At 73.3% G+C, this 12,222-nt stretch carries 11 protein-coding genes and 2 pseudogenes; 7 read left to right on the top strand and 6 right to left on the bottom strand.

Annotation, left to right across the window (positions count from 1 at the left end):
• Positions 1-68: 68 nt before the first annotated feature.
• Both IE142_RS22730 and IE142_RS22735 read left to right on the top strand, forming a co-directional pair.
• Positions 69-1,163: a DUF5925 domain-containing protein gene (locus tag IE142_RS22730; protein WP_100047237.1), complete on the top strand. Its 1,095-nt coding sequence runs from the start codon at positions 69-71 to the stop codon at positions 1,161-1,163.
• Positions 1,164-1,179: 16 nt separating this feature from the next.
• Positions 1,180-1,944, top strand: coding sequence for a DUF72 domain-containing protein (locus IE142_RS22735; RefSeq protein ID WP_191887448.1), 765 nt, complete (start codon positions 1,180-1,182; stop codon positions 1,942-1,944).
• 80 nt (positions 1,945-2,024) lie between these two features.
• Here the strand turns inward: IE142_RS22735 and IE142_RS22740 are convergent, their stop codons facing one another.
• Positions 2,025-2,393: a GntR family transcriptional regulator gene (locus IE142_RS22740; RefSeq protein WP_191887449.1), complete on the bottom strand. Its 369-nt coding sequence runs from the start codon at positions 2,391-2,393 to the stop codon at positions 2,025-2,027.
• A 70-nt stretch (positions 2,394-2,463) separates the two neighbouring features.
• Here IE142_RS22740 and IE142_RS22745 point away from each other — a divergent pair, with 70 nt between their 5' ends.
• Together IE142_RS22745 and IE142_RS22750 are read left to right on the top strand one after the other, a co-directional pair.
• Positions 2,464-3,393, top strand: a complete 930-nt coding sequence (locus tag IE142_RS22745; RefSeq protein WP_191887450.1) for a GNAT family N-acetyltransferase — start codon at positions 2,464-2,466, stop codon at positions 3,391-3,393.
• Entirely contained in the window at positions 3,374-3,874 is a 501-nt protein-coding gene (locus tag IE142_RS22750; protein WP_191887451.1) for a ribonuclease FAU-1 family protein, read from the top strand. Before IE142_RS22745 ends, IE142_RS22750 begins: the two co-directional genes overlap by 20 nt.
• A 13-nt stretch (positions 3,875-3,887) precedes the next feature.
• Here the strand turns inward: IE142_RS22750 and IE142_RS22755 are convergent, their stop codons facing one another.
• Positions 3,888-4,517 (bottom strand): class I SAM-dependent methyltransferase, encoded by a 630-nt coding sequence (locus IE142_RS22755; protein ID WP_191887452.1) that lies wholly within the window; start codon positions 4,515-4,517, stop codon positions 3,888-3,890.
• A 150-nt stretch (positions 4,518-4,667) separates the two neighbouring features.
• Between IE142_RS22755 and IE142_RS37385 the strand changes: the two genes are divergently transcribed.
• The gene (locus IE142_RS37385; RefSeq protein WP_078949008.1) at positions 4,668-4,802 is read left to right on the top strand and encodes a hypothetical protein; all 135 of its coding nucleotides are present in this window, start codon (positions 4,668-4,670) and stop codon (positions 4,800-4,802) included.
• 30 nt (positions 4,803-4,832) lie between these two features.
• Here the strand turns inward: IE142_RS37385 and IE142_RS22760 are convergent.
• Positions 4,833-4,988 (bottom strand): annotated as a pseudogene (locus IE142_RS22760) (GNAT family N-acetyltransferase); the annotation flags it as partial.
• Between IE142_RS22760 and IE142_RS22765 the strand changes: the two are divergent.
• Positions 4,988-5,293 (top strand): annotated as a pseudogene (locus IE142_RS22765) (cupin domain-containing protein); the annotation flags it as partial. The pseudogenes IE142_RS22760 and IE142_RS22765 overlap by 1 nt on opposite strands.
• A gap of 12 nt (positions 5,294-5,305) precedes the next feature.
• Here the strand turns inward: IE142_RS22765 and IE142_RS22770 are convergent.
• Complete coding sequence (locus tag IE142_RS22770; protein WP_191887453.1) at positions 5,306-6,274, bottom strand: DNA polymerase Y family protein; 969 nt, start codon at positions 6,272-6,274, stop codon at positions 5,306-5,308.
• Positions 6,271-9,798 carry a DNA polymerase III subunit alpha gene (locus IE142_RS22775; RefSeq protein WP_191887454.1) on the bottom strand — a complete coding sequence of 1,176 codons (3,528 nt, stop codon included), beginning with the start codon at positions 9,796-9,798 and terminating at the stop codon, positions 6,271-6,273. The genes IE142_RS22770 and IE142_RS22775 overlap by 4 nt, the downstream gene beginning before the upstream one ends.
• Positions 9,799-9,950: 152 nt before the next feature.
• Here IE142_RS22775 and IE142_RS22780 point away from each other — a divergent pair, with 152 nt between their 5' ends.
• Complete coding sequence (locus tag IE142_RS22780; RefSeq protein WP_191887455.1) at positions 9,951-11,009, top strand: ABC-2 transporter permease; 1,059 nt, start codon at positions 9,951-9,953, stop codon at positions 11,007-11,009.
• 90 nt (positions 11,010-11,099) lie between these two features.
• Here the strand turns inward: IE142_RS22780 and IE142_RS22785 are convergent, their stop codons facing one another.
• Complete coding sequence (locus tag IE142_RS22785) at positions 11,100-12,182, bottom strand: S1 family peptidase (RefSeq protein ID WP_191887456.1); 1,083 nt, start codon at positions 12,180-12,182, stop codon at positions 11,100-11,102.
• Positions 12,183-12,222 lie beyond the last annotated feature (40 nt).

Here is a 12,222-nt window from a genome sequence, read left to right on the forward strand (position 1 = left end):
CACTCGGCGTGCCGCGTGTGCCCGGGAAACCGGGTGCACGCGGCGGCCGGGTGCCGGATCATGGCGGCATGTCCGTGAACCCGCACGACGCCCTGCCGATCCGGCTCAACGTCGACGACAGCGACTCCCCGTCCGATGTCGTCGACGCGCTGTTCCTCGGCCGCTTCGCGACGGGCGAGCAGCCCTTCGCACACGCGGCGAACATCGACCGCGTGCGGTCCGGGGCGACGCTGCTGCCGCCCGGCGCGCGCGTGCTGCGGATCGCCCGCGACGACGACCGCAGCGCGACGCTGGCGGAGGGCGACGGCTGGACCCTGCTGGTCTCGCGTTGGAACCGCGGCGCTGACGTCACGGTGACGGCGACCACCGCCGACCTGGCCGAGAAGGTGCTCGCCGACGCGACGGACGGCGCGGCGGACGAACCCGAGCCGCAGCCGGAGAACGTGACGATGGGCTTCTGGTACGTCTCCCCGCGCCGCGGCCCGCACCGCACCACCCGGCAGATCTCCGCGGGCACCTGGGACGAGGTCCGGACCAACTACACGGCCCCGGTCGCGGACGCGATGGACACCCTGATGAAGACGACGCCCGAGGACATCGCCGGCCGGCTGCTGCTCCTGCACGGTCCGCCGGGCACCGGCAAGACCTCGGCGCTGCGCACCCTCGCCCGCTCGTGGCGGGACTGGTGCCAGGTGGACTGCGTACTGGATCCGGAGCGGCTCTTCTCCGACGTGGGCTATCTGATGGACATCGCCATCGGCGAGGAGGACGCGGCGGGCAAGGGCCGCTGGCGGTTGCTGCTGCTGGAGGACTGCGACGAGCTCATCCGCGGTGAGGCCAAGCACACGGCGGGCCAGGCCCTCTCCCGGCTGCTGAACCTGACCGACGGGCTGCTGGGGCAGGGCCGCAACGTGCTGGTCGGCGTCACCACCAACGAGGACCTGGAACGCCTCCACCCCGCAGTCGTCCGCCCCGGCCGCTGCCTGGCCCGCATCGAGGTCGGCCCGCTGACCCGTCGGGAGGCGGTGGAGTGGCTCGGCACCGAGGAGGGGATCGGCCGCGAGGGCGCGACGCTGGCGGAGCTGTACGCGCTGCGCCGGGGCACCTCGCCGACCACGCTGCCGGAGCCGCGGGACGGCGCGGAGGCCGGGCTCTACCTGTAGCTGCTTTGATGAGGGTATGACCCTGTTGGTCGGCACCTCGGGCTGGCAGTACCGGGACTGGCGGGAGGTTCTCTACCCGCCCGGCCTGCCCGTACGGCTGTGGTTGGAGCGGTACGCGGAGGCCTTCGCCACGGTCGAGATCAACAACGCCTTCTACCGGCTTCCGTCCCGGGAGACGTTCGAGGCGTGGCGCGAGCGGGTGCCGGCGGACTTCACGGTCGCGGTCAAGGCCAGCCGCTACCTCACGCACATCAAACGCCTGCGGGAGCCCGAGGAGCCCGTCGACCGCCTGATGACCCACGCGGCGGGCCTCGGCGACCGTCTCGGCCCGGTCCTGCTGCAACTGCCCCCGACGCTGCGGGCCGACCCGGCCCTCCTGGACACCTGCCTCGCCTGCTTCCCACCGGGCACCCGGGTGGCGGTGGAACCCCGGCACGAGTCCTGGTGGACACCCGAGGTGCGAGAGGTCCTGGTCTCCCGGGGCGCGGCCCTGTGCTGGGCGGACGTCCTGGCGCGCCCGGTCACCCCGCTGTGGCGCACCACCGACTGGGGCTACGTCCGCTTCCACCAGGGCCGGGCGGCAGCCTGGCCGCACTACGGCCGCCGGTCGCTGATGACGTGGGTCCAGCGCATCCAGGACACCTGGCCCCGGCAGGACGTCTACGCGTACTTCAACAACGACCCGAACGGTGCGGCGGTGAGCGACGCACAGACTTTCGCCCGACTGGCGCGTACTTCTGGCCTCGCGGTCACCCGAACACCGCTGGGGGCGCGGGGCTGAGACACTTTGCGGCTCCGCCGCGCGGGCGCGACCGGCCACAACGAACCCGCAGCCGCCCACCGGCCCCGCCGAAACGGCGCTCAGTCCCCGAAAGCCGCCCGCAGGGCATCCCGCACCGCGGCCACCGCGTCCTCCTCCGCCACCCCGAGCCGCCGAGCCCGCTCGGCATAGCCCTGGGCCGCGGAGGCCAGCTCCCGCTCCGCCGCCGAGCCCGCGGCGGCGACGAACGTTCCGTTGCGCCCCCGCGTCTCGATCACCCCGTCCCCCTCCAGCGCCCGGTACGCCTTGGCGACCGTGTTCGCGGCGAGCCCGAGGGACTCGGCCAGTCCGCGCACGGTCGGCAGCCGGTAGCCGACCGGCAGGGCCCCCGACCGCGCCTGTTCGGAGATCTGCGCCCGCACCTGCTCGTAGGGCGGGGGGCCGTCATCGATGTGGATCTGCAAGGTCACCCGGCGATTGTCCCGTATCCCCGGAAAATGAGAGGCACCCGACCGCCCGTCCGCCGTAGCGTGCGCCCACATGACCGTACTCGTACGCGATCTGCGTCCTGACGATCCGGCCGACGTCGCGGCCTTCGCACATGTCCGGCATCTGGCCCTGCCGTACATCCTGTGGACGCCGGAGGCCGTCGTCCACCGCCTCGTCCACACGCACCCGGACGCCCGGAGCCGGTCCCTGGTCGCGGAGGAGGACGGGGAGACGATCGGCACGGCCCAGATCGGGCTGGTCCACGACAGTCCGGAGCCCGGCCAGGGGTACCTCAACGTCTACGTCCGCCCGGACAGGGTCCGGCGCGGTGCCGGCGGGCTGCTGGTGCGCACGTCCGAGGAGTACCTCGCCGCCGAGGGCGCGACGAAGCTGTTCGCGTGGGTGCTGGACGAGCCCGCCGACCTGGCCTTCGCCTTGCGGCACGGCTACGCGCGGCGGCGCTCCGCCCACTTCCTCCGGCTGGACCTGGCGAACGCGACGCTGCCGGACCCGCCACCCCCTCCCCCGGGCGTCGAACTCCGCACCGCGGCCGACTTCGCGGACGATCCCCGCCCGATGTTCGAACTGGACGCGGAGACGCTGGCGGACGAACCGAGCGACGTCGACGTCGAGTTCACGGACTACGAGGCCTGGCTCGCGGAGACCTGGCGGCACCCGCTGCTCAACCGTGAGCTGACCTCGGTCGCGGTCGTCGACGGCCGCCCCGTCGCCTTCAGCGTGGCCTACACGGACGGCGGCACCCGGTACTCCACCGCGATGACCGGCACCGTCCGCGCCCACCGCGGCCGGGGCCTGGCCAAGCTCACCAAGACCGACTCCCTGCGCCGGGCCCGCGCCGCCGGGTGCACGGAGGCCCTCACCGGCAACGACACGGACAACGGCCCGATGCTCGCCGTCAACAAGTGGCTCGGGTACGAGACCTGCGGGACGGAGGTGCGCCATGTCCGCGAACTCGGCTGAGGCACCGGCGGAGGTGGACGTCGTCCTGGTCAAGGCGGGCCGTACGAAGATCCGGTACCCGGGTGTGCTGCTGCGCGACGACGGCACCCGCCTCGCCGTCAACGCCCCCTGGGCCGGTGCCGGCGTCCGCGACTTCGGCTTCGTGCGCTTCGAGGCCGGCGACGTCTTCACCGAGTACTACTGGCGCGACCGGTGGTACTCGGTGAAGGAGGTCCGGACGGCGGACGGTGCGCTCAAGGGCTGGTACTGCGACATCACCCGCCCCGCCGTGCTCACGGGCACCGAACTGGTCGTCGAGGACCTCGACCTGGACCTCTGGCGCTCGGCGGACGGCACGGACGTACGGCGCCTCGACGAGGACGAGTTCGCCGAGAGCGGCCTGGCGGAACGCGACCCCAAGTCCGCTGCCGCCGCCGTGGCCGCACTGGACGAACTGGAACGCCTGGCCCACGGGGAGCATTTCGAGGACCTGTTGGCATAGCGGCCGGCCCGGCTCACCCGGGTGTCGCCACCACCGCGTACCGCTCGTCCGCCACCTCCCTCCCCCACAGCGCCGGGTCGTCCGACAGCCGCTCCACGCGCACCCCTCCGGCGACCGGGGCGAGGAGCGCGGTGAGCCGGCCGGCGGGTATGCCGACCGGGGCGACGGTCCCCCACACGCCCTCGACCAGGACCAGCCGCCCTCCCGGACGCAGCAACTCCCGCCAGTGCCGCAGGGCCCGGGCGGGGTCGGGCAGCACCCACAGCACGTGCCGGACGAGCACGGCGTCGAAGCGCTGCCCGTCCACCGGGGGCGCCGCGGCGTCACCGGTGAGGAACACCGCGTCACGACCGGCCAGTTCGGCCCTGGCCTGCCGCAGCATGGCCGGGGACAGGTCGACACCGGTGACGCGGTGCCCCTGCTCGGACGCGAGGAGCGACAGGCTGCCGGTGCCGCAGCCCAGGTCGAGGAGGTCGCCGGGCCGCTCCGGCAGCCAGGACCTCAACCGCGCGGCCCAGGCCCGGCGCACCTCAGGGTCCCGCAGGCCGTGGTCCGGCTCGTCGTCGAAAACGGCGGCCCGCGCGTCCCAGTCGATGTCCGGTGTGCCGCTCAACGTGCTCGCACCGTCACTGTAACTGCCCATGCACCCAGGGTGACACCGGGCACTGACAACACGGTCGGGCGCGGGAAGGTGACAACCGCCACTGACAGGGACGCATCGATGGGCAAGTCTCGGGGAAAGGGTCTACCTCCGTGAGAACGCGGAACCCGGTGGATCCGTAAGGAGGCAGCCATGCGCCGTCTGACCGTGCACAAGCCCCTGAAGAAGACCGACGCCCGCCTGGTCCGCGAGGAGGCCGACGAGCGCCCCTCGGGGCGCCCGGAGGTCCGCAAGGACATCGCGCGCACATGGTGGCCGGACAGCTGACCGGGCCGGTCGGTCACATCACGAGACGCGTCACGGCAGCCGCTTGCGGTAGTGGACACGGTCGTAGGGCCCGTCCACCCGGCGCTCCACGACCTCGTACCCGTTCTTCGGGCAGATCTCCTGGTTCTCCCACATCACGGCGTTCGTGTAGAGCCTGACCTCGGGCATGCCCAGCGCACGCGCGTGCTCCCCGCACCGGCAGCAAGGAGCTGTGCGCCTGGCGGGGCGAGATCCCGACGGGTACGAAGGCACCCGCGCACACCGTCAGCCGGGAGGAGGTCTTCCACCTCCTCACCGGCGAACTGCTGATCACCCTCGACGGCCGCACCGAGCGCGTCACCGCGGGTGACACGGTGATCGTCAACCGGGGGACGACCCTCGCCGTCGAGAACCCCACCGGCCGGACCGCGACCTCCTGGGTCACCGCCTCCGTCGGCCTGGAGGCGGAGCTGGCCGACGGCACCCTGATCACTCCCCCGTGGGCCGACTGACCCGCGGAGGGGTCACGCCGCCAGGGACCCCGGCATCACCGCCCGCGGCCCGAACTTCGCCCGCGCGCGGTCCGCGACCTCCTCGATCCGGCGGACCTTCTCGTCCACGGGGTCGAAGGTGAGCTGGTGGGCCGCCTGCTCGGCGGGGGCCAGCCCCTCGGCGCGCAGGGCGATCGAGCGGACCCGGGCGCGCTGGAGACCGAGCGCCTCGTACATGTCGTACGCGGTGCGCGTCAGCGCCGCCGAGTGCGCGGTCGGTTCCTTCAGGGTGCGACCGCGGGTGGTCGCCGACCTGTCGGCGTAGCGCACGGTGAGGGTGAGGGTGCGGCACACCTTGTCCACGGCGCGCAGCCGGGCGCCCAGCTCCTCGGCGGCCGACAGCAGGGCGCGGCGGTGGCGGCCGGCGTCGAGTTCGTCCCGGTCGAAGGGGCGGTCCGCGGCCAGCGACCGGGAGATGCCGTTGGGGACCACCCGGCCCCGGTCGACACCCTGCGCCTTCTCGTGCAGCTCGCGGCCGGCCTTCGCGCCGATCAGGCGCTGGAGCGTGGAAGGGGGCGCGGCGGCGACCCGGCCGAGGGTGTCGAGGCCGTACTCGCACAGGGTGCGGGCGGTCGCGGTGCCGACGCCGGGCAGCGCGGCGACGGGCTTGCCGGCGAGGAAGTCCCGCTCCTCGCCCTCCGGCACCGCGCGGGTCAGTCCCGGCCGGGCGTCCCGCAGGGCCATGCGGGCGAGCATCGGGCCCGGACCGGCGCCGATCACGCAGTCGACGCCGTACAGCGCGAGGGCGCGGACGCGGATCACCGAGGCCAGTTCCACGGCGTCCCGCTCGAAGTAGCGCTCGGCGCCGCGCAGGTCGGCCAGCGCACCGTCGGGCGGCAGCGCCTCGATGACCGGCGTGAACTCCTCCAGCAGCCCGAGCAGCTGGGGCAGGGCCGCCTCGTACATGGGCGGCAGCTGGAAACGTACGCAGAGGATGGTCATCCCGCACTCCCCGGGCTCTGGTGCCACAACTTCCTTCCGACCGCGGGGTCTTCGCCCGCGGGACGCAGATCGGCCCAGGGGTGCATCTCGTACCCGGTGGACATGCGGATCTTCCGCCGCTCCATCGGGTCCTGGGCCGCGGAGCCGGTCGGCGCGGGCTGTCCGTCCGAACCGGCGAGACGGCGGCGCGCCGGGCCGCCCTCGGGGTCGTCACCCTGGTCACCGCCCGCTCCGGCCAGCCGGGCCGCGACGCCTTCCAGACCTTCCTCCCGGCGCACTTCCAGCAGGTCGGCGAGGTTCCAGGCGGCGGAGCCGACCACGCTGAAGCTGCGCGGGCCGCGCCGCTGCACCACCCCGCGCACCAGCAGCAGCCAGGAGTGGAAGACGGTGTGCGCGCAGGTATCGTGCGAGTCGTCGAAGAAGGCGAGGTCGACCAGGCCGGAGCCGTCGTCCAGGGTGGAGAAGATGACCCGGCGGCCGGAGCGGACCGGCGGTGTCTGGGTGGCCGCCTTGGCGCCCGCGACCAGCACCGTCTCCCCGTGTTGGACCTCGCGCAGCCGCTTGGCCGACACCACGCCGAGCTCGCGCAGGAAGGAGCGGTGATCGTCCATCAGGTTGCGCGAGGCGTCCATGGAGAGCACGCCCAGCTCGGCGCTGAGCTTCTCCGCCGAGGTGAGGTCGGGCAGTCCGGCGGAGGCGGTCCTGCGGCCGCCGGACAGGGGGAGCTGGTCGCCGCGTCCGCCCCGGGCGCCACGGTGCAGCTCGGTCAGGTGCAGTTGCAGGTCGCGGCGGTTGGCGCCGAACGCGTCCAGCGCGCCGACCTGGGCGAGCCGTCCGGCCAGCGGCCTGCTGGGGCGGGCCCGTTCCCAGAAGTCGAGCAGGGAGGCGTAGGGCTGCCCCTCGGCGATGCGTTCCGCCTCGGCCTCGCTGATGCCGTGCACGTCCGAGAGGGCGAGGCGCAGACCCCAGACGGTCCCCTCGGAACGCCGGGATTCAGACACCAGTTCGACCCTGTGTGCGACCCCGGACCTGTTCACGTCCAACGGCAGGATCGGCACCCCGCGCCGCCGCGCGTCCGCCAGCAGCAGCCGCTTCGGGTACATGCCGGGGTCATGCGTGAGCAACCCCGCGTAGAAGGCGGCCGGGTGATGGGCCTTCAGCCACGCCGACTGGTAGGTCGGCACGGCGAAGGCGACCGCGTGCGCCTTGCAGAAGCCGTAGCTGCCGAAGGCCTCGACGATCTCCCAGGTCCGCTGGATCGTTTCCGCGTCGTACCCGTTCGCCGTCGCGTGCTGGGCGAACCACACCTTGATCCGCCCCTGCGACTCCGGATCGGACAGCCCGCGCCGCACCCGGTCGGCCTCGCCGCGCCCGCAGCCGGTCATGATGGCCACGATGTCGATGATCTGCTCGTGGAAGACGACGACCCCGTACGTCCCCTCCAGCGGCTCCGCCAGGTCCTCGTGCGGGTAGCGCACCGGCGCCCGCCCGTGCCGGGCCTCGATGAACGGCCGCACCATGTCGGCGGCGACCGGCCCCGGCCGGAAGAGCGAGATGTCGACCACGAGGTCGTGGAAGGTCGACGGCTGGAGCCTGCCGACCAGGTCCCGCTGGCCGGGCGACTCGATCTGGAAGCAGCCCAGCGTCTCGGCGGACCGGATCATCCGGTACGTCGCCGGATCGCCCTCCGGTACGGCGTCCAGGTCGACCTCGGCGCCCGACACCCGCTTCACCTCGGCGACCGCGTGCGCCATCGCCGACTGCATCCGCACGCCGAGCACGTCCAGCTTGAGCAGCCCCAGGTCCTCCACGTCGTCCTTGTCGAACTGAGCCATCGGGAAGCCCTCACCGCTGGTCGGCACGACCGGCGTGCGGGAGAGCAGGGAGGCGTCGGAGAGCAGGACGCCGCAGGGGTGCATGGCGACCCCGCGCGGGAGGGCGTCGAGGCCCTCGACCAGCTCCCAGAGCTTCCCGTACCTCTCCCGCTCCCCCGCCAGCTCCTTCAGCTCGGGCAGTTCCTCCAGCGCCGCGCGGGCGTCGCGGGCGCGGATGTGCGGGAAGGACTTGGCGACGCGGTCGATCTCGGCCGGGTCCATGGACAGGGCGGCACCCACGTCGCGGATGGCGTGGCGCACCCGGTACGTCTCCGGCATGGCGACCGTGGCGACCCGCTCGGTGCCGAACCGGCCGATGATCGCGCGGTAGACCTCCAGGCGGCGCGCGGACTCCACGTCGATGTCGATGTCGGGCAGGACCACCCGCTCCTTGGACAGGAACCGCTCCATCAGCAGCCCGTGCTCGACCGGGTCGGCGTGCGCGATGCCGAGAAGGTGGTTGACGAGCGACCCCGCGCCGGAGCCGCGCGCGGCAACCCGGATGCCCATGTGCCGCACGTCGTCCACGACCTGGGCGACGGTGAGGAAGTACGAGGCGAAACCGTGGTGGGCGATGATGTCCAGCTCGTGGTGCATCCGCTCCCAGTAGTGGCGCCGCCGGTCGTAGCCGCGCAGCACCATGCCCGCCGCCGCCCGGGAGGCGAGCGCGCGCTGGGCGGTGCGGCGGCCGGCTCCGACGAGGTGCGGCTCGGGGAAGTGGACGGCGCCCATGCCGAGGTCGTCCTCGGGGTCGACCAGGCACTCGGCGGCGGTCGCCTGCGTCTGCTCCAGCAGGCGGTGGGCGGTGTCACGCCGGAAGCCGGCGGCCTCGACGATCCGCTCGGCGGCGTGCCGCATGGCGCCGGCGTCCTTGAGCCAGGCCTCGCCGGAGTCCAGCTCCTTGGTGGCGTCGATCGGGACGAGGCGGCGGGCGGCGTCCAGGACGTCGGCGACCTGGCCCTGGCCGGGGTCGGCGTAGCGGACGGCATTGGAGAGCACCGGCCGGATGCCCTGTTCGGCGGCGAAGCCGACGGTACGAGCGGCCAGGCGCAGGGAGCCGGGGCCGGTGCCCGTGCGGCCGTGCCAGACGGCCTCCAGGCGCAGGGCGTCGCCGTAGACCTCCCGCCAGGGGGCGAGGAGGCGGGCCGCGCGGTCGGGACGGCCGGCGGCGAGCGCGCGGCCGACGTCGGAGTCCGGACCGAGCAGGACGGTCAGGCCGTCGGCGCGGTTGTCGGACCAGGACAGCAGCGGGGTGTCCTCGGCCGTGTGGGCGGCGGAGACCAGCCGGCACAGGCCGGCCCAGCCGCGGGCGCCGTCGCGGGCGAGGAAAGTCACCCGCGGGGCCGACTCGTCGACGAAGGCACCTCCGCGCACGGGGGCGCGGCGCCGGTCCCGTCGTACGGAGGTCTCCGTGCGTTCCGCCTCCCGCTCGGGGGCGGCCACCGCCAGCTCCGCACCGAACAGCGGACGGACGCCCGCCTTCGCGCAGGCCTTGGCGAAGCGGACCGTGCCCGCGAGGGTGTCGCGGTCGGTGAGGGCGAGGGCGTCCATGCCCCGCTCGAGGGCGCGCTCGGCCAGCCGCTCCGGGTGGGAGGCGCCGTAGCGGGCGGAGAACCCGGAGACGGTGTGCAGATGCGTGAAACCCGGCACACGCACCTCCCGATCTCATGAACCGACGCCCTATCGAACGTCTGTTCCCAACAGCCTCACCCCCACCATAGACCAATTTTCGAATGTGTGTGCGACATCCGTTCGGCCCCGCCCCACCTGCGCAAACGCCGGTCGGCCCGGACCGTGGGGACATGTCGCACACCCCTGTCACCGGCCCCCGGAGAAGCTCCTTCCTCGATGAGGTGAAGGACGCCGTCACCCCGCGGGCCACCCTGCTCGTGCTCGGCGTGATCGCGCTCCAGTTGCTGTTCATCGCCTCCTACGTGGGCGCACTGCACGACCCGAAGCCGAGGGACGTCCCCTTCGGGGTGGCCGCTCCGGCGGCGGCCGCCGAGCAGACCGTGGGCAGGCTGGAGCGACTGCCCGGGTCGCCGCTGGACCCGCGCGCGGTGGCCGACGAGGAGAGCGCCCGGCGGCAGATCACGGACCGGGAGATCGACGGCGCCCTGATCGTGAACCCGGACGGCACCAGGGACACCCTGCTGGTCGCCTCCGGCGGCGGCACCGTCCTCGCCACCACCTTGGAAGGGCTGGTCGCCGAGGTGGAGCGGGCCGAGGGCCGCACGGTGCGGACCGTCGACGTGGCCCCTGCCTCGGCCCGGGACTTCGACGGGCTGTCGTCCTTCTACCTGGTCGTGGGGTGGTGCGTCGGCGGCTACCTGTGCGCCTCGATCCTGGCGATCAGCACCGGGGCCCGGCCGGCCAACCCGGTCCGCGCGGCGATCCGGATCATCGCCATGGCGCTGGTGTCGATCGTCGGCGGACTGGGCGGCGCGGTGATCGTCGGGCCGATCCTGGATGCGCTGCCCGGCAGCGTGGTGGACCTGTGGGGGCTCGGCGCGCTGATCACGTTCGCGGTGGGCGCCGCCACACTCGCCCTCCAGGGCGTCTTCGGGGTCGTCGGCATCGGGCTGGCGATCCTGCTGGTGGTGATCGCCGGCAACCCGAGCGCGGGCGGCGCCTTCCCGCTGCCGATGCTGCCGCCGTTCTGGAAGGAGATCGGCCCGTGGCTGCCGCCGGGCGCGGGCACCTGGGCGGCCCGCTCGATCGCCTACTTCAAGGGCAACGCCGAGACCGTGTCCCTGCTGGTGCTGTGGGCGTGGGCGGTCGCGGGGACGGTGATCACGCTGCTGGCGGCGGTGCTGCGCAGCCGACGGCAGGAGACGGAACTGCCCACGCAGGCCGGCTGACCCGCCGCAGGCACGCTGAAGTCCCGCCCCTCGCGCGCGGGGCGGGACTTCAGCGGTACCTCAGAGGTACTTCACGGGTGCGGGCGCAGCTCAGCCGATCTGCGTACCGGTGGCCGACAGGGCCTCCGTCACCGGCTGGAAGAAGGTCTCGCCGCCCGAGGTGCAGTCGCCGCTGCCGCCGGAGGTGAGGCCGACGGCCTGGTCACCCGAGAAGAGTGAGCCACCGCTGTCGCCGGGCTCGGCGCAGACGTCGGTCTGGATCAGGCCGTTGACGATGTCGCCGTTGCCGTAGTTGACGGTGGCGTCCAGGCCGGTGACCGTGCCCGAGTGCACCTGGGTGGTGGAGCCGCTGCGGGTCACCTCCATGCCGACGGTGGCCTCGGCGACGCCCGAGATGGCCTGGGAGGAGCCGTCGTAGAGGTTCACCTCGCTCGGGTGGTCCACTTCGGCGGTGTACTTGACCAGGCCGTAGTCGTCGCCCGGGAAGCTGGACGCCTCGTTCTCGCCGATGACGTTCCCGGAGGAGTCCGACCAGGTGGTGACACCCTCGGTGCAGTGACCGGCGGTGAGGAAGTACGGCTCCCCGCCCTTGGTCACGTTGAAGCCGAGCGAGCAGCGCCCGCCGTCGCCGGTGATGGCGTCGCCGCCCGCGACGAAGGGCTTGTACTCGCCCTCGGTCCGCTTGAGCTCGGCCTTGGCGCCCAGCCCGTCGACGACCTCGGCCAGCCTGGCCCACTCGGCCTTCGAGACCGTGCGGTCGGCGGTGACGACGACCTTGTTGGTGGTCGGGTCGGTCGCCCAGGAGGTGCCCGGGATGGTGGCGTCCTCGGTGAGGGTGGTGCGCGCGCTCTTCAGGTCGGCGAGCGAGTTCTCGACGATTCTCGCCTTGGCGCCGGCCTCCTCGACGGTCTGCGCGGCGTTCTCGTCGAGCACGTTGACGACGAGGCTCTTCGCCCGTGCGTCGTAGTACGTGCCCGCCGCGTCGGCGCCGAGGTCGCCGAGCAGCTTGGAGGCGAGCTTTCCGGCCGCCGTGACCGACAGGGTCTCGGGGGCGGATGCCTCCGGGGTCTCGCTGGCGTTCGCACTCTGGAAGGTGACTCCCGCGGCGACCAGTGCGGTGATACCCGCACCAACCACGGCGGCCCGCCGCCTGGGTATGCGTCGGTGCTTCAACTCACGTCCTCCTGTGGGGGGTCGGCCCGAGACGTTGTGG

Source organism: Streptomyces mutabilis, from assembly GCF_014649815.1.
GTDB lineage: Bacteria > Actinomycetota > Actinomycetes > Streptomycetales > Streptomycetaceae > Streptomyces > Streptomyces mutabilis.